We start from the raw sequence: 18,346 nt of genomic DNA on the forward strand, positions 1-18,346 counted from the left end.
ACCTGCAGGTAAATTCTTGTTCCCGCGTATTCGACACACTTCAGCCAGCTGACGCTTATTGCGCAGCTGCGGGGAAACACTATCACCCACGAGAACAGAAAGGCCTTGATGGCGATATTCGCCGCGGCCGACGGCATTCTGTCGAAGGTTCGCGAGAAGATGCACGAGACCCTCTTCAGCGCTCTCGAGCTGAAGAGGGTCTCGCCAACGTCGGGCGAAGAAAATGCAGTAGGCGGCCAGCTGCTCACCAAGGCGCTAGATAGGATTGCTGACCCGGAAAGCCTACTGCGATAGGGCAACAGACAAGCTCCGGAGACTACTCAACGAGTCGTTCTTCTTGCGATTCTTCGCCCACCAAGACGACGCGGTTGGCGCAGACCTGAATCAACCCTTCGACGACATTTTCGCCGCCCAGATGGCCTTCCGGTCGTCCGAAACGTCACGGGGCGGCATCTGTTCCAAGGCCGACCCAATGGCCGCAAACACGCCGGGTTGGCGTTTCACACGTACTCGCCGGGCAGTCCCAAAATACAAAAATGGCGCCGATTTCTCGACGCCATTTCTATTGTTCAAACTAAAGTGGCTTTATTCAGACCATGGTTCGAATAAAGCCACTCTGGTCGGGGTGACAGGATTTGAACCTGCGACCTCGTCGTCCCGAACGACGCGCGCTACCAAGCTGCGCCACACCCCGATACCGTTGCCCCCGCCGTCGTCGTGACGGCCGCGAAAGCAACTGTTCAAGGATAGCGGAGACAGCCCCCAAAGGAGAAATCGGCGGTGGCCCGGCCGGGCCTCGGTCAGACCGGACGTCGGCCCGGCCAAGCCTCGGTCAGACCAGCGAGTCCTTCCACGCGGCGTGCAGTTGGGCGAAGCGGCCGTCGCCGGCGATCAGTTCCGCCGGCGGCCCATCCTCAACCACCCGGCCCTCGTGGATGACCAGCACCCGGTCGGCGATCTCGACGGTGGAAAGCCGGTGCGCGATGATCAGCGCCGTGCGGTTGCCCAGCAGCGTCTGCAGGCCCTCCTGGACCTGGCGCTCGCTGGGAATGTCCAGCGACGCGGTGGCTTCGTCCAGGATCAGCACCGCCGGGTCGGCCAGGAACGCGCGCGCGAAGGAGATGAGCTGCCGCTGGCCGGCCGAGACGCGGCCGCCGCGCTTGTTCACGTCGGTGTCGTAGCCCTCGGGCAGAGACAGGATGAACTCGTGGGCGCCGACGGCGCGCGCGGCGTCCTCGATCTGCGCGCGGCTGGCCTCCGGGTTGCCCAGGGCGATGTTCTCCGCGACGCTGCCGCTGAACAGGAACGCTTCCTGCGTGACCATCACGACGGCGCGGCGCAGGTCTTCGTTGGACAGCTGCCGCAGCTCGATCCCGTCAAGGGTGAGCGACCCGGAGGTCAGGTCATAGAAGCGGGCGATCAGTTTGGCCACGGTGGACTTGCCGGCCCCGGTTTGCCCGACGACGGCGACCGTCTGGCCGGCGGGAATGTCCAGGTTCAATCTGGGCAGGACCACCCGGCCGTCGCCGTAGCCGAAGACGGCATCACGGAACCGGATCGCGCCGCGGGCGTCCTTGAGCGGGACCGGGCGGGCCGGGGAGACGATGGTTGGTTCTTCTTCCAGCAGCCCGGAGACCTTTTCCAGCGCGGAGGCCGCGGACTGGAAGGAGCTGTAGAACATGGCGATCTGTTCTGTGGGGCGGAAGACCTGTTTGGTGGCCAGCAGCACCGCGACCAGGGTGCCGATGGCAAGATCGCCGTCAAGCACCCGGAAGCCGCCGATCAACAGCACCACGGCCACGGTCAGGTTGCCGACGCCGTTCAGCACCGGCTGGAGCACGCCGAAGTACTTGATGTTCCGCAGGGTCGCGCCGCGGTAGTCGGCGGCCAGCTTGTTGTAGCGTTCGGAGTTGTCGTGCTCGCGGCGGAAGGCCTTGACGGCCCGGATGCCGGTCATGGTTTCCACAAAGTGCACGATCAGCCGGGCCGACACCACCCGGGAGGCGCGGTTGGCCAGCTCGGAGCCCTTTTGGTACCACCGGGTGACGAAGGCGATGGGTATGGCGGCGACCAGGATGATCAGCCCGCTCTTCCAGTCCAGTCCGGCGATGCTGATGGCGGTGAAGAGCATGAACATCACGCCGGAGGTCAGCTGGGTGACGCCGTTGTCCAGCAGTTCCCGCAGCGCCTCCAAATCCGACGTCTGCCGGGAGATGATCCGGCCGGAGGTGTAGGTTTCGTGAAACTTTAGGCTCAACCGTTGGGTATGCCGGAAGACCCGGACCCGCAGGGCCAGCAGCATGGCTTGACTGAGACGGGCGGTGACGTAGATGTAGGCCGCCAGCAGGGATCCGCCGGCGATCGCGACGGCGGCGTAGGCGGCGCCGACCAGCACCAGGGGCATGGTGTCGCCGCCGGTGAAGGCCGGCAGCGCATTGTTGATGCCGAAGGCCACCAGCACCGGACCGGCGGCCCGGGCGGCGTTGCTGGCCACCACCAGCACGATGGAGAGCGCGAACAGCCGCTTGTGCGGGGACACCAGTTCGCCCAGCAGCCGCAGGGAGCGCCGCCTGACGGCTCTGCGGTCGGTTTGGTCCAGGTTGATGTTGTCTTCGCCGGCGACTCCGGTCATGGAACTCATCGGGCTTCCTTTGCGTCCAGGACGTCTTCGACCATGGGCTCGGCCGCCAGCGAGGCGATCACGTACCGGTAGTGTGTGCTGCTGCGCAGCAGCTCCGAGTGGCTGCCGACCGCAGTAATCCGTCCGTCCTGCAGCAGCGCCACCCGGTCGGCCAGCGCCACGGTGGAGGGCCGGTGGGCCACGATCACGGTGGTGGTGCCGCGCAGTTCTTCCCGCAGCCGCTGCGTAACCGCTTCTTCGGTCCGCACGTCCAAGGCCGAGAGCGGGTCGTCCAGCACCAGCACGGCCGGTTGCGCGGCGATGGCCCTGGCCAGCGCAATCCGCTGCCGCTGCCCGCCGGACAGGCTCAGTCCTTCCTCGCCGATCCGCGTGTCCACGCCCTGCGGCAGGTCGTAGGCGAACCCGGCCTGCGCCACCTCGAGCGCCCGGGAGAGGAGGATGTCTGGATCTTCCCCGCCCGGGCGGGCACCGAGCAGCACGTTGTCCCGGACCGAGGTGGAGAACAGCGTAGAGTCCTCGAAGGCCACCGACACGCGGGCGCGCAGCTCGGCCAGCGGGAGATGACGGATATCCGTACCGTCCAGAAACACGGCGCCGGAGGTGACGTCGTACAGCCGGGGAATCAGCTGCAGCAGGGTGCTCTTGCCCGAGCCGGTGACCCCTACCAGCGCCAGGGTTTCACCCGCGCGCACGTGCAGGTCCACGCCGTCGAGGACCGGGGCCGCGTCCGCGGCGGCGTCGGGATAGCGGAAGACTACGTTGGACAGGCGCAGTTCCCCGCGCACGGGGCCGGCCGGTGCGGGAACGTCCGGGTCGATGATGGTGTTCTTCGTATCCATCACGTCGAAGTGCCGGTCCAGGGCGGTCTTCGCCGTCAGCGTCATGCCCATCAGGGAACCGATCGCTTCCACCGGACCGGCCACCACGGCGGCGGTGGCAAAGAAGGCGACCAGGTCGCCCACGGTCATGTGCCCGCCGGAGACCTGCATGATGCCGATGACCAACGCGGCGCCCAGCACCAGATCGGGCAGTGACACGACGGTGGCGAGGAACTTGGACAGCGTGCGGGCCTTGGCCAGTTCGGTCTGGCGCAGTTCTTCGGCCTGGCCGTGGAAGTTCTCCAGCGCGTACTTGCCGCGGCCGAAGGCCTTGAGCACCCGGATCCCGTGCACCGATTCCTCCACGGTGGTGGCGAGGTCGCCCGCCTGGTCCTGGCTCAGCCGGGAGGAAGCGCCGAACGCGGTACGGAAGCGGAACCCCTGCCAGACGAGTGGCACGGCGGCGGCCAGGAAGATCAGTCCCAGCAACTGGTTCAGCGCGAACATCAGCGCCAGCCCCGCGACCACAGTCACCAAGGAGACCACCAGCATGAGCGACCCGAACGCCAGCCAACGCCGGATCAGGCCCAGGTCCGCCATGGAGCGGGAAAGCAGCTGGCCCGAGCCCCAGCGGTCATGGAAGGCGGCCGGCAGATGCTGCACGTGCCGGTAGAAGCTGGTGCGCATGCCCATCTCCACGTCCGTGGCGGGCGCGATCACGAACACGCGCCGCAGGTACACCAGGCCGGCCTCGGCCACACCCAGCACCGCAATGACGACGGCGGGGCCCCAGACTTCCGAGGGGCGGCCACCGGTATGGATGGTGTCCACCAGGCCGCGCAAGACCTGGGGAATGGCCAGTGCCACCAGGCTGGCGCCGAGGGCGCTGAAGAATCCCAGGATCAGCCGGGGGAGGATGGGCCGGACATAGTGTTTGAGCCGGGCGATCGAGCGCCAGAGGGATAACTCAGTCATGTGGTCGATTCGTTGCAGTGGTTCGGAGGGCTTCGTGTACTGCAGCAACTATCCTAGCGACCGCGTTGAGGCGCTGGTCACTGTTGGCCCGGCCCGAGCCGACGCGTTGGGAAACCAGTGCTTGCTAGGCTATGCGGAACCATTCACCAACGGGGGCGGGCATGGATCTGACGGACGTCGCGAACGGCTTCGGGGTGTTCCTGTGGATGTCAATGCTCTTTCCGCTGCTGCGGGTGGCCGGCGTCCTGCTCTTGGTGCTGCGGAAACCGGCCGGCTGGCTGGTGCTGCTGGCGGAACCGGTCCTGTCCATGGTGTTGATGGGCGTGGCTGGCGCATTTAGCCTGGCCGTCCTGGTGTTGCCTGCGGTGGCCGCCTACGGATGGTGGCGGTGGCGATGGGGCCCGCGGTCGCGCCGGCAGCCGGCGACCGGCGGGTTTCCGGTCCACCCGGTAGAGCAATCCGACTGGCTGGCCGCGGCCTGCCTGATGGTGCTTGTCCTGCTGTTCTTCTGTATCGACGTGCTGCCCATGATGCTGATGCACATGGCCGACCCGGCGGCCATTGCTGAAGCAGCGGTCGTTAGCCTGCTGACTCCGCTGCTGTACCTCGGTCTCGCGCGCGGCGTTATCGAAGCGTGGTGGATCGGCGTCGCCCTCTCGCTGATGGGGCTGACCAGACTGGCAGCGAACGCAAACCCGCAGGTCCTCTTTGCACTTGACGCCATCGTGTTCACCGTCCTGCTGGGAATTTTGAGTCTGTACGGCTGGTCCAAATGGCGCGAGGCGCACGCGGAGACGGCCGCTTCGACGTAGCATCGCGGCGCCGTCCTTCGGCTTGGACCGCGGCCCTAGGGCACTACTCCTACACACTGGGCCCTTTTGATGGCTATCGAATCTGTGTACGAATAAAATTGTGGTATGGCTCTTGCACCGTTGGACCGCACCGGGGAGATGGAAGCATCTCTGGACCAGGCGTGTGTCCTGCTGCAGGATGTTGCCTACCGTTTTCCCGCCGAGTCGGGGTCCCTGTCTACCCGGGACCTGGCCAACACGGTGGCGGCGGTCGAGGGTGTTTCGAAGCTCGTGGAGTTCCTGCAGGCCGTCGGCGCCCACGCGGTGGAGGGGGCGGACATCGCCGCCAACGGGGAACATGCAACGGTGTCAGGACTCGGAGCAAGCGCCGGGGCCGGCGCAGAGCCCGGTGCCGCCACGTCGGGCACCGCGGGGGCGGGGGAGTGGGCGGACCCGGCGGCGGCGATCAGCACCGGCGGCGTGGACGCAGCGGCCCCGGGCAGGTCCGGGGCGCAGCAGGTGCGGCGCCGACGCAAGACGGAGTTCGCCAACACGGCGGAGTATCTGCGCTCCCGGTTGGGGATCGGGATTGTCGAGGCGCGGCGCCGGCTGCGGGTGGGCAAGGCGATCGCCGCGCCGGTCCGGCTGGACGGGGAACCGGGTGCGCCGGCGCTGCCGGTCTTGGCCGAGGCCATGGCCGGCGGGCAGGTCAGCGGCCAGGCCGCGGCCCTGGTGGTCGATTCCCTGGACCGGGCCCGCCACGCCGGTAGCCCGGAGGCGTTGCAGGCGATGGAAGCGTCGCTGGTCCGACAGGCCGCGGACGCCGACGCGGACACCCTGGTGATGGTGGCCAGAACGTGGGAAACCGCCGTCGACCAGGACGGTGCCGAACCGTCCGCGGAGGAACTCCGGGCCCGGCAGGGCATGTTCTACCGCGGCCGGCGCCGCGGGCTGCACCAGTTCGTCATCAACACCACCGACGCCCAGTACGAAGCCCTCGCCACCGTGATGAACAGCGCCGCGAACCCAAGGATCCGCCCCGACGCCATCGAAACCACCGCCACCGGCAGCACCCCTACAGACACAGGCGAAGCAGACGCAACCGGCAACGCCAACACCGCAAAGGCGGGTCCGGCCGGTTCTGGGGAGTCCCACACCGAAAGTGACGGAACCACGGTCGCCGGCACGGCCAGCAGCGGCGGTAACCACGATGTTCCCGGCGCCGGTCCCGGCACCGGTCCCAGCGCCGGTGCCGCGGAGGCAGGCAGGGGCGGAGCCGGTGCCGCTGAGGGTGACCGCGGCTACATAACCGGCGCGAGGGGCGATCTGTCCTCCGGGGCCGAAGCCAGCAGCGATAGTTCCGCCGGTGTGGATCCGACCGTGGTGGAGGCGATGGATGACGCCACCCGGGCGCAGAAGCTGCTCGCGGGCCTGGTCGGGGCGTGCCGGATCGCGCTGAACACCGGCAGGCTTCCGGACTCGGGCGGGCACCGCACCCAGGTGATCGTCACCACCGGGTACGAGCAGCTGGCCGGGCTGCTCTCCGGCGGCGGCAGCGCGGTCTTCAACGGCCCGGTCTCGGCCACCACGGTCCGCCGGATGGCCTGCGACGCCGAGATCATCCCGGCGGTCCTGGGATCCGAGGGCGAGATCCTGGACCTGGGCCGGTCCCAACGGTTCTTCAACAGGGCCATCCGCCGGGCCCTGGTCGCCCGGGACAAGGGCTGCGCCTTCCCCGGGTGCAGCATGCCCGCGTTCTGGACGGAGGCGCACCACATCATCCCGTGGTGGGCCGGCGGTCGCACCGGCGTGAACAACGGGGTGTGCCTCTGCCTGCTCCACCACGACCTGATCGAGCAAGGCAACTGGGAGATCAACGTCGTCGACGGGATCCCCTGGTTCACCCCGCCGGACTACATCGACCCGCGCCGCAAACCGCTGCGCAACTCCTACTGGCAAACCCACATCCCACCCCAACCACTCCTAGCCTGACCTAGCGATTCGGCGCGGGCGGGCGCGCAGGGCGCTGCTGAGGAAGTCTTAGCGGGCGGGCGCACAGGGCACATCTGAGGAAGTCTTAGCGGGCGGGCGCGCAGGGCGCTGCTGAGGAAGTCTTAGCGGGCGGGCACACGGGGCGCATTTAATGATGCATTAGTGGGCTGCAGAGAAGAAGGCGAGAGCTGGTGTAAGACCAGATGGACAAGCGTGCTTCTGTGCTCAGCTGAGCCCGGGGCCGGGCCCGGTGGGGCGGCCTTCGGCAGGGACTTCGCCGGCCGGATTAGCCGGTGTCAGTGTCAGCAGCACAGCCTCCGGGCGGCAGGCGAAGCGCACCGGAGCCAGACGCGACGTTCCCAACCCGGCCGACACGTTCAACGGGACGCTACGCCCCTCGTGCTCCCAGTACGTCAGCCCCCGGGCGCGCCACGTAGGCAGATCGCAGTTGCTGGTCAAGGCCCCGTAGCCGGGTAAGCGGACCTGGCCACCATGGGTATGCCCGGCCAGCATCAGGTCGGCGTCGTCGGCAGTGAACCGGTCCAGCACCCGCTGGTACGGAGCGTGGGCCACCGCGATCCGCAGGAATGCGGCCTCATCGGCGGATGTCGAACCGTTGGGGAAACCCGAATATTGGTCGCGCTGCAGGTGCGGATCGTCAACCCCCGTGAAGTCCAGCCGCACCCGGTCCACCACCACCGACTGGTGCCGGTTGGTCAAGTCGATCCAGCCCGCGGTGCCGAAAGCCGCATGCATCTCCCGCCAGGGCAGTTCACGCTCCGCGTAGTCCTTGGGCTGAGAGGAGGGGCCGGTGAGGTAGGAGAACGGGTTCTTCATCACCGGGGAGTAGTAATCGTTGGAGCCCGGGACGAACACGCCCGGAACATCCATGAGCGGTGCCAGCGAGTCCAGCAGGGGCTGCACGGCCTGATGATGGCTGAGGTTATCGCCGGTGTTGACCACCAAGTCCGGTTCCAGCGACGCCAGCTGCCGCAGCCACCTCTGCTTCAGCGTCTGCCCGGGAGTCATGTGGATGTCGGACAGGTGCAGGATCCTCAGAGGGCCTCGTCCGGCGGGCAGGATGGGCAGCGTTTCTTCGCGGACCTTGAAGAGGTTCCGCTCGATAACGGAGCCGTAGACGAGCGCGGCCCCGCCCGCAGCCGTGGCCCCCAGGGCCAGCGTGCCTGCGGTCCGGAGCCGTGCCCGCAACAAGTCAGTGTCCACGGTTAGTCGTTGCCTCCTCCGCCGTTGCCTCCGCCGTTTCCGTTACCCCCGCCGTTGCCGTTGCCTCCGCCGTTTCCGTTGCCGGAATCGCCGGAGTCACCGGAACCGCCGGAGTCACCGGAGTCGCCGCCCGAATCCCCGTCGTCGCTGCTGTTGCTGGAATTCGAGTTGTTGTTCGACTCGGCGGGTGCCGGGGTCTGGACCGGTCGGGGCGGATACATCATGCTGCTCGGAGCGGAGCCGAAGCTGCCCGTCTTGTACAGGCCGGCGACCTTCTCCATGTAATCGGTCCACTGCCCGCCGGCGATGGTCGCACCGTCCACGTAGTCGCGCGTTACGCCGTTGATGGGGATGTTGTTGATCGATTTGTAGGCATGAGGGTTGCCCACCCAGGAAGCAGTGGAAATGCCCTTGGTGTAACCCACCGTCCAGGTGTACTCAGACTTGTCGGTCGTGCCGGTCTTGACAGCGGCGGGAACACCAATCGGATGGATTCCTCCCAGCTGCAGGTTGACCAGGTTCTCCAGCGGGACGCTGACGGCAGCAGCTACTTCCTCCGAGATCGCCCGTTCGCAGGACTTCTTCGGCACCTCGTACTTGTTGCCCTGGGCGTCCGTCACGGAGGTCAGCGCGATCGGCTTGCAGTACACGCCGCCGCTGGCGAACGCCGCGAACGAAGCCGCCATCGTCATCGGGGACACGTTGGTCGTGCCGATGATGAAGGACGGGTGCTCAATGCTGATCGGTTCCTTGTCCGTCGCCGTCCGGACGCCGAGGCGTGTTGCCGCATCCCGGATGTCGCAGAGGTCCAGCTGCGCGGCCATGGCTGCGGTAGCGGAGTTGATCGACCACGTCAGGCCCTGGCTGGCGGTCATTGTCCGCTCGAAACCTGGCAGCGCATTCTGGAAGTCCCACTCACTGAACCACGCGTCCGGGGGCAGGCAGCTCGCGTTCCAGTTGTACTGCGCCGGGTACTCCGTCCGGCGCGCGTCGACCGACGCGTTGAGCGCCTTGCCCGCTTCGAGCCAGGCGACCATGGTGTAGGGCTTCATCGTGGAGCCAGGCTGCCAGCCGTTGCCGCCGCCCATATCGGCGTCGACGTTGTAGTTCAGCTCCGTATTGGCCGCGCCGTCTTCGGGGCTGTAGTTGGTGTTCTGGGCCATCATCAGGATGTTGCCGGTGCCCGGTTCAATCGAGACCATGGACGAGCCGACGCCGGACTCATCGCCCACCGGGACTTCCTGCTCGATCTGCTTCTGGCCTTCCTTCTGGAGGCGGGAGTCGAGCGTCGTCTTGATGGTGAGGCCGCCACGGGCCAAAAGCTTCGCCCGTTCGGTGGAGTCCGCACCGAACGCGTCGGACTGCATGATGGCGTGCTGCACGTAGCTGCAGAAGTAGTCGGCGAAGTTTGCCGCGACACAGCCGGAACGTACCGGCTTGAGATTCAAGCCCAGGTCGCTGGCAACGGCTTCGTCGTACTCCGCCTGGGTGATCTTTCCCGCGTTACGCATGGCCGCCAGCACCGTATTCCGGCGCTCCAGCGTGGCTTCCGGGTTGTTCACCGGATTGAAGTAGTTGGGCGACTGCACCATGCCGGCCAGCATGGCCGACTGCTGGATGTTCAGCTTGGACGCCGGAACGCCGAAAAAGGTCTTCGCAGCGGCTTCAATGCCGTAGACCTGGCCGCTGAACAACACGATGTTCAGGTAGCCCTGCAGGATCTCTTCCTTGCTGAATTCCTTTTCGACGGCGATGGCCAGCTTCGCCTCGCGCAGCTTGTCGCCGATGTCCTTGGTGCCGCTGATGGTCAGCTCTTCGGCCCCCTTGCCCGCGGAAGCGCCGGCGTCGATCAGCACGTTGTTCACATACTGCATGGTCAGCGTCGACGCGCCCTGCAGGTCCCCGCCGGCCATGTTCGTCACCGCGGCGCGCATGATGCCTTGGGGGTCCACACCGTTGTGTTCGTAGAAACGCACATCCTCGATGGAGATGATGGCGTCCTGCATGTGCTGGGAGACCTTGTCCAGGGTCACCGGGACGCGGTTTTCGGCGTAGAACGTGGCAATCAGCTTGCCGTCGGCGGAGAGGATCCGCGACGGCTGGGACAGCGGCTGCGTCTGCAGTTCGTCCGGCAATTGGTCGAAGTATTCGATCGATGAGGTTGCCCCGACACCGGCCACGGCTGCGGCCGGAACCAGCAGACCGGCTGCGAGCACGCCGCAGAGCGCACTGATACCCAGGAAGCCAACAACTTTGCCTAGGGTGGTCGCAGTGTCGAAGAAGGGGGATTTGCGAGCGGCCATGGGGTTCAGTTTACAAGCAAGCGCTACCCTTTGAGTTATGACCAAATGGGAATACGCGACAATTCCGCTCATTATCCACGCGACCAAGCAGATTCTTGACCAGTGGGGGGAGGACGGCTGGGAGCTCGTCCAGGTGTTCCCCGGTCCGAACGGAACCAATCCGGTTGCCTATTTGAAGCGGGAGAAGCAGTAGCCATGACGGAAACCACTGAAGCCCGGAAGTCCACCGTCGAAGAGCGCCTGGCCGGTCTGGGACTGTCCCTGCCGGAGGTGGCAGCTCCGGTGGCCGCCTACGTCCCGGCGGTCGTCTCCGGGAATTATGTCTACACCTCCGGGCAACTGCCGTTCGTCAACGGCGAACTTCCGGCCGCCGGAAAGGTGGGCGACGGTGCCGGCCTGGTCAGTGCCGACGAGGCGAAAAACCTCGCCGCGACGGCCGCCGTGAATGCCCTGGCAGCGGTCAAGAGCGTCATCGGTGACCTGGACCGGATCACCCGGGTGGTCAAGGTCGTCGGTTTCGTGGCCTCCGATCCGGCATTCACCGGCCAGCCGGGTGTGATCAACGGCGCCTCCGAGCTGCTGGGGCAGGTCCTCGGCGAGGCTGGCGCGCATGCCCGGTCCGCCGTCGGCGTGGCCGTGCTGCCGCTGGATTCGCCGGTCGAGGTAGAACTGATTGCCGAATTCAGCTAGTCCGCTGCGCGAGGAGCAGCGGCTCTTCCCCGTGGTACCGGACCAGCTGGGCGCGGCCCACAGCTGGTTCCACCACGGGGAACGTACGCCGCGCAAGCCCCGGATGGCCTCCTCGGTCGTCCTCGTTCGGGACGGCGCGGCCGGCACGGAAACCTACCTCGGCTACCGGTCGGGCTCCTCTCCGCTGGGCACGGTGGCCTTTCCCGGCGGCAGCGTGGAGGAGAGCGACGGCGACCCGGTGACCTGGTACGGCCCCTCGCCGAGCAAATGGGCCGAGATGCTCGGGCTGGACGACCACCGCCTGGCCCACGCCCACGTCGTGGGGGCCATCCGCGAGCTGTTCGAGGAAACCGGCGTGTTGCTGGCCGGTCCGGATGAATCCACCCTGCCGGAGTCCACCTCCGGCGCCGACTGGATGCGGACCCGCGAGGCCGTCGCCGCCCAGGAGGTGTCCTTCGGCGAAGCGCTCGGCAAGCGCGGACTCGGCGTCCGTACCGACTTGCTCAAACCCGTGGCCCACTGGCTCAGCCCCGATTTTGCCCATCGCCGCTTCGACACGCGCTACTTCGCTGCGGCCCAGCCGGCCAATCAACGGCCGTCCCTGCTGGAAAGCAAGGGGGTGTGGGCCTCCTGGCTGCCGGCGCAGGAGCTGGTGGCGGGGCGGACGACCACGACACTGGGCGATCTTGTGGACGAGCCCGACACCCGCGGGTTGACGTTCAGCGAGGTGACCTCGCCCGCAGTGGAAATCATCGTGGAGAAGATCGCCGGCGCCCGCGGCTGCATCGCCTACCTCTCGCACAAGCGTCCGCAGCGGCTCTACCACCCGGAACTGATCCAGGTTGACGGTGTGCCCATGCTGCAGGTCACGGCCAACGCGGCCACCGAAGGCGGCGCCGCCCCGCGGGGACGCTGAGCCGCTCCGCCAACAGGGACCCCAGCCCCGACGGCCCGTGCCGGACGGCCGACGGTACCCGCCATCTCAAGCCACAACGACGGCGGGGGCCCACCATCGGTGAGCCCCCGCCGTCGTACTTTTGTGGCGGAAATCAGCGCGAACGCTGGCGAAGCCGCTGAATGTCCAGGATGACTACCGCGCGCGCTTCCAGGCGCAGCCAGCCGCGCTGGACGAACTCGGCCAGCGCCTTGTTGACGGTTTCGCGGGAGGCACCGACCAGCTGGGCCAGCTCTTCCTGCGTCAGTTCGTGTGCCACCAGGATGCCGTCCGTGGCGGGGCGGCCGAAGCGGTCGGCCAGGTCCAGCAGGGCCTTGGCTACGCGGCCCGGAACGTCGGAGAAGACCAGGTCGGCCAGCGAGTCATTGGTGCGGCGGAGGCGGCGGGCCAAAGCCTGCAGCAGCTGCGCCGACACTTCGGGGCGGGTCTCCAGCAGGCCGCGCAGGTTCTCGTTCTTGAGCCCGGCGAGGCGGGTCTCGGAGACGGCGGTCGCCGAGGTGCTGCGCGGGCTCGGGTCGAAGAGGGCCATCTCACCGAAGAGCTCGCCCGGGCCGAGGATGGCCACCAGGTTCTCGCGGCCGTCGGCAGCGGTGCGGCCCAGCTTGATCTTGCCGGAGACGATGAAGTAGAGCTGGTCGCCCTGGTCACCTTCGCGGAACACCGATGCACCGCGGGACAAGTCGACCTCGGTCAGCTCGTCGGTCAGCGCGGCGAAAACGTCGTCGTCAAGAGTGGCAAAAAGAGGTGCGCGGCGAAGGATCTCTACGTCCATGAATTCTCCAAGTTAGTACTGTTCGGCTGGGGTTCAAGCTGCTCTCCCGTGGGGGCACTGTTCTCCATTTTGCCGTATGTAAACCCCGTGTGACATCTTCCACAAGGCTTTTCGCTCCCAGAGGAGGAAAGCGCGGCATCGAGCACCGGCACGGGCTGCCGGAGGTGACAACCCGTAACGGCGGTTAATAATTCCCGCGGGCGGACCGCCTAGACTGATGCACATCCCACCGCAACGGAGAATGAGTGATTTTCGGCCTGACCATCCTGGACGTTGTCCTGCTGCTGATCCTCTTGGCGTACCTGGTCTCAGGTCTGCGCAAGGGGTTCCTGCTCACCCTCGGCGGCATCGCCGGCATCGCCCTGGGAGCGGTGGCAGCTTTCTTCGCCATCCCCCTGGTCAGTGAATGGGTCCCCGACAGCGCCTGGCGGCTGACCGCAGCCATTGCCGTGGCCATGTTGCTCGTGGTGCTCGGACACGCCCTGGGAACGGGTATCGGCGCGGCCATCCGGCGTCGGATGGACTTCCCGCCGCTGCGGCCGCTGGACCGGCTGCTGGGCGGCTTGATGAATCTCGCCGTGACCGCGCTGGTGATCTCCATGCTGGCGTTCAGCCTGGGCACCATGGGCGTGCCGTTCATCTCGCAGCAGATAGCCGCGTCCAAGGTGATCGCGTCGATCGAAAACCTCACCCCGGATCCGGTGAAGGCGTGGGCGGCGCAGGTGCGCTCGATCGTTGTTGCGGACGGCATCCCGCTGGTCCTCGACCCGCAGGTGCCGCAGGAGTCGGCGCCGGTTCCCGATGCCAGCACCGATACCGCGGCCCTGAACGAGGCGGCGGCCTCCGTGCTGCGGATCGCGGGGACGGCCTTCCAATGCGGGCAGAACCAGACCGGGTCCGGCTTTGCGGTGGCCCCGGACCGCGTGCTGACCAACGCCCACGTAGTGGCCGGCGTCAACGAACCGGTGGTGGAGATCCCCGACGGCCGGGTGCTGCCCGGACGGGTCGTGTTCTTCGACCCGGTGCGCGACCTGGCCGTTTTGGCCGTGGATGGGTTGGACGTGCGGCCGCTGCCGCTGGCGGGCGAACTGTCCGAAGGCGACCTGGCGGCGTTCCAGGGCTACCCGGCCGGCGGTCCCTTCCAGAGCAAGCCGGCCACCGTGCAGGGCCGTTCGCAGGTGCTGGTGCAGAACATTTACGGTGCGGACCCGTCGTCGCTCGAGGTCTACACCCTGGCGGCGAACGTGCAGCAGGGCAATTCCGGCGGACCTCTGCTTGATGCGGACGGAAACGTGGCCGGCGTGGTCTTCGCCAAGTCCACGGAGGACGTGCCGGTGGGCTACGCCCTGACCCTGGCGGAGGTCCAGCCGGTCGTCGACGCAGCCCTCGGCTATCAGGAGACGATCTCCGCCGGTCAATGCGTGACCCGCTAGCGGCTCTCCTGCGGTAGCCAGTCCAGAAACTGGCCGTGCGGGCCGCTGACCGCCACCGGGCGCCCGTTGTGCGAGAGCAGGAAGCGGCCCCGGCGGGTCCGGTCGTCCAGGCCGGGAATGCCGGAGTCACCATCCGGCAGCGGCATCACGCCGGGACCTTCGTGCGCGAGCCAGTGCACGCCCCGCTCACGGATGAGCCCCTCCACCAGGGTGCGGAACCGCCGACGGTCCGGCTCGGGCAGGTAGGCCAGCACTGCCGAATGGAAGACGACGACGGCGGCATCCCCGGGCGCCTGGGCCACCAGTGCCGGCAGCTGCTCGGTCAGGTCGCCGGCCACCAGCCGGGCCGGTGTGCGGCGGGCAACCTCGATGGCCTGGTGCAGCCGACGGATGCGGAACTCCTGCCCCGGCCAGATCAGGGCCTCGAGCCAGGCGACGTCGTCGGCATCGTTAAGGTCCAGCGGATTCAGGTCGATTCCGGCGCGCCAGCGGACTTCGGGCAGCGGCGGCCGGCCGGAGGTGGAGCATTCCAGCAGCGGCGGCTGAGCTTCACCGCCGGCGGGCGCGGCTTCCGCCCCGGCCCCCGCGGACGCCGATTCCGCCGCAGCCCCGGAGGGCGCCGTTTCCGCCCCGGCCCGGGTGGCAGGCGAGGACCGCGGCGCGAGGACCGCACCGCCGTCGTACTGGTAGCGGTACAGGTCGGGATAGAGCAACAGCCCCGCCGAGGCGCCCACCTCGATCAGCGCCAGCGGCTTGGCTTCGGAGGCGGCGATGGCCGCCAGGGACGGCAGGAAAACGGCGCAGCGGCCGGGTTCATTCGTCTGCGTGGTGCGCGCCAGTGCCACCTCCCGGACCGCGTCCCACCGCGACAGCAGGAAGTCGCGGAAGCCCGCGTACTCCGTCGCGCCGGCGCCAAGGGAGCGGGAGGCCGCCAGGATCAGGTTGGGCTGGCGCTTCGACGCGGGCAGGGCGTCGATCAGCGCCAGGACCTCGGGATCGTCGCTGATGCCCAGGGCCCATTCGACGTACACCGGGGACTGGCCTGCGGCCTCGTGCACGCCGAAGTTCCGGTACCAGCCGGCGGTGTCCCCTCGCTGTCCATCCATCGTCGCCGCGGCCGTTCCGCTACAGGGCCTCGGCGAGGTATTCGACCGCCAGCCGGTAGCCGGTAATGCCCGCGCCGGCGATGACGGCGTCCGCGATGCCGGAGATGTAGGAGTGGTGGCGGAACTCTTCACGCCGGTGGATGTTGCTGATGTGCACTTCGACCACCGGGAGGGCTACGCCGGAGAGGGCGTCGCGCAGTGCCACGGACGTGTGGCTGTAGCCGCCGGGATTGATGACGATCGCATCGGCCGTGCCGCGGGCGGCGTGGACCGCGTCGATCAGCTCCCCTTCATGATTGGACTGTACGCACTCGGCGGTCCAGCCGCGGGCGGCCGCGGCGTCGGTGGCGAGCCGCTCGACGTCGGCCAGCGTGGCGGTGCCGTAGACGTCCGGCTCGCGCGTGCCCAGCAGGTTCAGGTTGGGGCCGTTGAGGATTAGGACGCGGCGGGTGCCGGGGATATCTGCAGTCATGCTTTTACTATGCCTCAATCGCGTCTCGGGGGAACTGACCTGTTCCAGCGGGGCGTCCTGGCCTCGCGGTGTGATGCCGGGCCCTCCCGCCCCAGGGGCGGAGGACCCGGCATTCAGCCGGCTGTCGGCCGTCAGGCCTTCAGCGAGGTCGCGATCTGCTGCATGACGGTGTTGTCGGCTAGGGTGGTGGCGTCGCCGACCTCGCGTCCTTCGGCCACGTCCTTGAGCAGGCGGCGCATGATCTTGCCGGAGCGGGTCTTGGGCAGTTCCGGCACCACCAGGATGGTGCGCGGCTTGGCGATGGGCCCGATTTCCTTGCCGACGTGGGCGCGCAGGGTGGCGACGATGTCCGGGTCTTCCGCCGCCCCGCCTCGCAGGATGACGAACGCCACGACGGCTTCGCCGGTTGTTTCGTCCTTGGCGCCGACGACGGCGGCCTCGGCGACCGCGGGGTGGGAGACCAGCGCCGACTCGATTTCGGTGGTGGAGAGGCGGTGGCCGGAGACGTTCATGACGTCGTCGACCCGGCCAAGCAGCCAGATGTCGCCCTCCTCGTCCTTCTTGGCGCCGTCGCCGGCGAAGTACATGTTCTCGAAGCGGGACCAGTAGGTTTCCTTGAACCGTTCCGGGTCGCCCCAGATGCCGCGCAGCATGGCCGGCCACGGCTCGCGGATCACCAGGTAGCCGCCGTGGCCGTCCGGGACGGAGTCGCCAAGTTCGTCCACGACGTCGACGGCGATGCCGGGGATCGCCACCTGCGCGGAACCGGGCTTGGCGGCGGTGATTCCGGGCAGCGGGGCGATCATGTGCGCACCGGTTTCGGTCTGCCACCAAGTGTCCACGATCGGTGCCTTATCGCCGCCGATGACCCGGCGGTACCACATCCAGGCCTCCGGGTTGATGGGTTCGCCGACCGAACCGAGCACGCGGATGGAGGACAGGTCGTACTTGGCCGGGATCTCCTCGCCCCACTTCATCATGGTGCGGATCGCCGTCGGGGCGGTGTAGAGGATGGAGACCTTGTACTTTTCCACGATCTCCCACCAACGGCCCTGGTGCGGGGAATCGGGGGTGCCCTCGTACATCACCTGGGTGGCGCCGTTGATCAGCGGAGCGTAGGTGACGTAGGAGTGGCCCGTGACCCAGCCGATGTCCGCGGTGCACCAGAACACGTCCGTCTCCGGCTTCAGGTCGAACACCACCTTGTGGGTGTAGGCGCACTGCGTCAGGTAGCCGCCGGTGGTGTGGAGGATGCCCTTGGGTTTCCCGGTCGTGCCGGAGGTGTAGAGGATGAACAGCGGGTGCTCGGCGTCGTGCGGCACGGGCGTGTGCTCCGCCGACGCGGCCTCCACCGTGTCCGCCCACCACACATCGCGGCCCTGCTGCCAGTCGACGGGTTCGCCGTTGCGCTTGACCACCACCACGTTGGTCACCGTGTGGCCGGGGGCGGAGAGGGCCTCGTCCACGGCGGGCTTCAGCGGCGACGGCTTGCCGCGGCGCCAGGTGCCGTCGGCGGTGACCACCAGCTTCGCTTCGGCGTCGTCGACGCGGGAGCGCAGCGCGTCGGCGGAGAAGCCGCCGAACACCACCGAGTGCACGGCACCGATCCGGGCGCAGGCCAGCATGGTGATCACGGCTTCCGGGATCATCGGCAGGTAGACGGCGACCCGGTCGCCCTTGGTTACGCCCAGGGATTCGAAGGCGTTGGCGGCCTTCTTTACCTCCTCGGTCAACTGGGCGTAGGTGTACGTGCGGGTGTCGCCGGGCTCGCCTTCGAAGTAGATCGCCACCCGGTCGCCCAGCCCGTTCTCCACATGCCGGTCCAGCGCGTTGTAGGCCGCGTTCAGCTCGCCGCCGACGAACCACTTGGCAAACGGGGCGTCCGACCAGTCCAGCGCTTGGCTGAAGTCCGTGTCCCACGAGAGGACCTCGCGGGCCTGCTTGGCCCAAAAAGCCGGGCGGTCCGCCTCTGCGTCTGCGTAAACGTCCTGTTTGGCTACGGCTGCGGCGGCGAATTCAGCGCTGGGCGCAAATCTACGCTTCTCGTGGAGCAGGTTTTCCAGGGCGTCGCCGGTGGCGGCGGTCGACTGCGTTCCGTTGGCTTCAGACATGTGAGGGCCCCTTCGTCGTGCTGGGTCATTGGCGTGCCCCCGGCTTGTCAGCCGGGCGCACCT

General features: G+C 67.6%; 15 protein-coding genes and 1 tRNA gene. 7 read left to right on the top strand and 9 right to left on the bottom strand.

Going from position 1 to position 18,346, the window contains the following annotated elements; all coding sequences use genetic code 11:
- The first annotated feature begins 108 nt into the window (after window positions 1–108).
- A complete protein-coding gene (locus tag AC5RW2_RS12465; RefSeq protein ID WP_494074007.1) occupies window positions 109–294 on the top strand; it encodes a hypothetical protein in 186 nt (61 codons plus the stop codon).
- A 323-nt stretch (window positions 295–617) separates the two neighbouring features.
- On the opposite strand, the gene AC5RW2_RS12470 is transcribed toward AC5RW2_RS12465, so the two are convergent.
- From AC5RW2_RS12470 to AC5RW2_RS12480, 3 genes are all read right to left on the bottom strand, one after another.
- Window positions 618–694: transfer RNA gene (locus AC5RW2_RS12470), tRNA-Pro, on the bottom strand.
- A 138-nt stretch (window positions 695–832) separates the two neighbouring features.
- Window positions 833–2,641: an ABC transporter ATP-binding protein gene (locus AC5RW2_RS12475; protein WP_494074008.1), complete on the bottom strand. Its 1,809-nt coding sequence runs from the start codon at window positions 2,639–2,641 to the stop codon at window positions 833–835.
- The gene (locus AC5RW2_RS12480; RefSeq protein ID WP_494074009.1) at window positions 2,638–4,434 is read right to left on the bottom strand and encodes an ABC transporter ATP-binding protein; all 1,797 of its coding nucleotides are present in this window, start codon (window positions 4,432–4,434) and stop codon (window positions 2,638–2,640) included. The genes AC5RW2_RS12475 and AC5RW2_RS12480 overlap by 4 nt, the downstream gene beginning before the upstream one ends.
- 161 nt (window positions 4,435–4,595) lie before the next feature.
- Here AC5RW2_RS12480 and AC5RW2_RS12485 point away from each other — a divergent pair, with 161 nt between their 5' ends.
- A complete protein-coding gene (locus tag AC5RW2_RS12485; protein ID WP_494074010.1) occupies window positions 4,596–5,246 on the top strand; it encodes a nicotinamide mononucleotide transporter in 651 nt (216 codons plus the stop codon).
- 105 nt (window positions 5,247–5,351) lie between these two features.
- On the top strand, window positions 5,352–7,217 hold the full coding sequence (locus AC5RW2_RS12490; RefSeq protein WP_494074011.1) for an HNH endonuclease signature motif containing protein: 1,866 nt from the start codon (window positions 5,352–5,354) through the stop codon (window positions 7,215–7,217).
- Between the two features lie 225 nt (window positions 7,218–7,442).
- On the opposite strand, the gene AC5RW2_RS12495 is transcribed toward AC5RW2_RS12490, so the two are convergent.
- Window positions 7,443–8,441: a metallophosphoesterase gene (locus tag AC5RW2_RS12495; protein ID WP_494012856.1), complete on the bottom strand. Its 999-nt coding sequence runs from the start codon at window positions 8,439–8,441 to the stop codon at window positions 7,443–7,445.
- A gap of 2 nt (window positions 8,442–8,443) precedes the next feature.
- Complete coding sequence (locus tag AC5RW2_RS12500) at window positions 8,444–10,744, bottom strand: transglycosylase domain-containing protein (RefSeq protein ID WP_494074012.1); 2,301 nt, start codon at window positions 10,742–10,744, stop codon at window positions 8,444–8,446.
- Window positions 10,745–10,781: 37 nt separating this feature from the next.
- Between AC5RW2_RS12500 and sp36 the strand changes: the two genes are divergently transcribed.
- The 3 genes from sp36 to AC5RW2_RS12515 are packed head-to-tail and all read left to right on the top strand — an operon-like array spanning window position 10,782 to window position 12,350.
- Window positions 10,782–10,937 (top strand): Sp36 family protein, encoded by a 156-nt coding sequence (sp36, locus tag AC5RW2_RS12505; RefSeq protein ID WP_493978079.1) that lies wholly within the window; start codon window positions 10,782–10,784, stop codon window positions 10,935–10,937.
- Between the two features lie 2 nt (window positions 10,938–10,939).
- Window positions 10,940–11,434 carry a RidA family protein gene (locus AC5RW2_RS12510; RefSeq protein ID WP_494025339.1) on the top strand — a complete coding sequence of 165 codons (495 nt, stop codon included), beginning with the start codon at window positions 10,940–10,942 and terminating at the stop codon, window positions 11,432–11,434.
- Window positions 11,418–12,350: an NUDIX hydrolase gene (locus AC5RW2_RS12515; protein ID WP_494049460.1), complete on the top strand. Its 933-nt coding sequence runs from the start codon at window positions 11,418–11,420 to the stop codon at window positions 12,348–12,350. Before AC5RW2_RS12510 ends, AC5RW2_RS12515 begins: the two co-directional genes overlap by 17 nt.
- A 133-nt stretch (window positions 12,351–12,483) precedes the next feature.
- On the opposite strand, the gene AC5RW2_RS12520 is transcribed toward AC5RW2_RS12515, so the two are convergent.
- Window positions 12,484–13,161, bottom strand: a complete 678-nt coding sequence (locus AC5RW2_RS12520) for a Crp/Fnr family transcriptional regulator (protein ID WP_493966729.1) — start codon at window positions 13,159–13,161, stop codon at window positions 12,484–12,486.
- A 248-nt stretch (window positions 13,162–13,409) separates the two neighbouring features.
- Between AC5RW2_RS12520 and AC5RW2_RS12525 the strand changes: the two genes are divergently transcribed.
- A complete protein-coding gene (locus AC5RW2_RS12525) occupies window positions 13,410–14,594 on the top strand; it encodes a MarP family serine protease (protein WP_494001302.1) in 1,185 nt (394 codons plus the stop codon).
- On the opposite strand, the gene AC5RW2_RS12530 is transcribed toward AC5RW2_RS12525, so the two are convergent.
- The 3 genes from AC5RW2_RS12530 to acs form a co-directional block, all read right to left on the bottom strand.
- The gene (locus AC5RW2_RS12530; protein WP_494049461.1) at window positions 14,591–15,700 is read right to left on the bottom strand and encodes a DUF2332 domain-containing protein; all 1,110 of its coding nucleotides are present in this window, start codon (window positions 15,698–15,700) and stop codon (window positions 14,591–14,593) included. The genes AC5RW2_RS12525 and AC5RW2_RS12530 overlap by 4 nt on opposite strands.
- 19 nt (window positions 15,701–15,719) lie before the next feature.
- Window positions 15,720–16,172, bottom strand: a complete 453-nt coding sequence (gene aroQ / locus AC5RW2_RS12535; RefSeq protein WP_494012851.1) for a type II 3-dehydroquinate dehydratase — start codon at window positions 16,170–16,172, stop codon at window positions 15,720–15,722.
- Between the two features lie 131 nt (window positions 16,173–16,303).
- Window positions 16,304–18,283: an acetate--CoA ligase gene (acs, locus tag AC5RW2_RS12540; RefSeq protein ID WP_494049462.1), complete on the bottom strand. Its 1,980-nt coding sequence runs from the start codon at window positions 18,281–18,283 to the stop codon at window positions 16,304–16,306.
- Window positions 18,284–18,346: the final 63 nt, after the last annotated feature.

This window comes from Arthrobacter sp. B0316-1-20 (assembly GCF_059091865.1).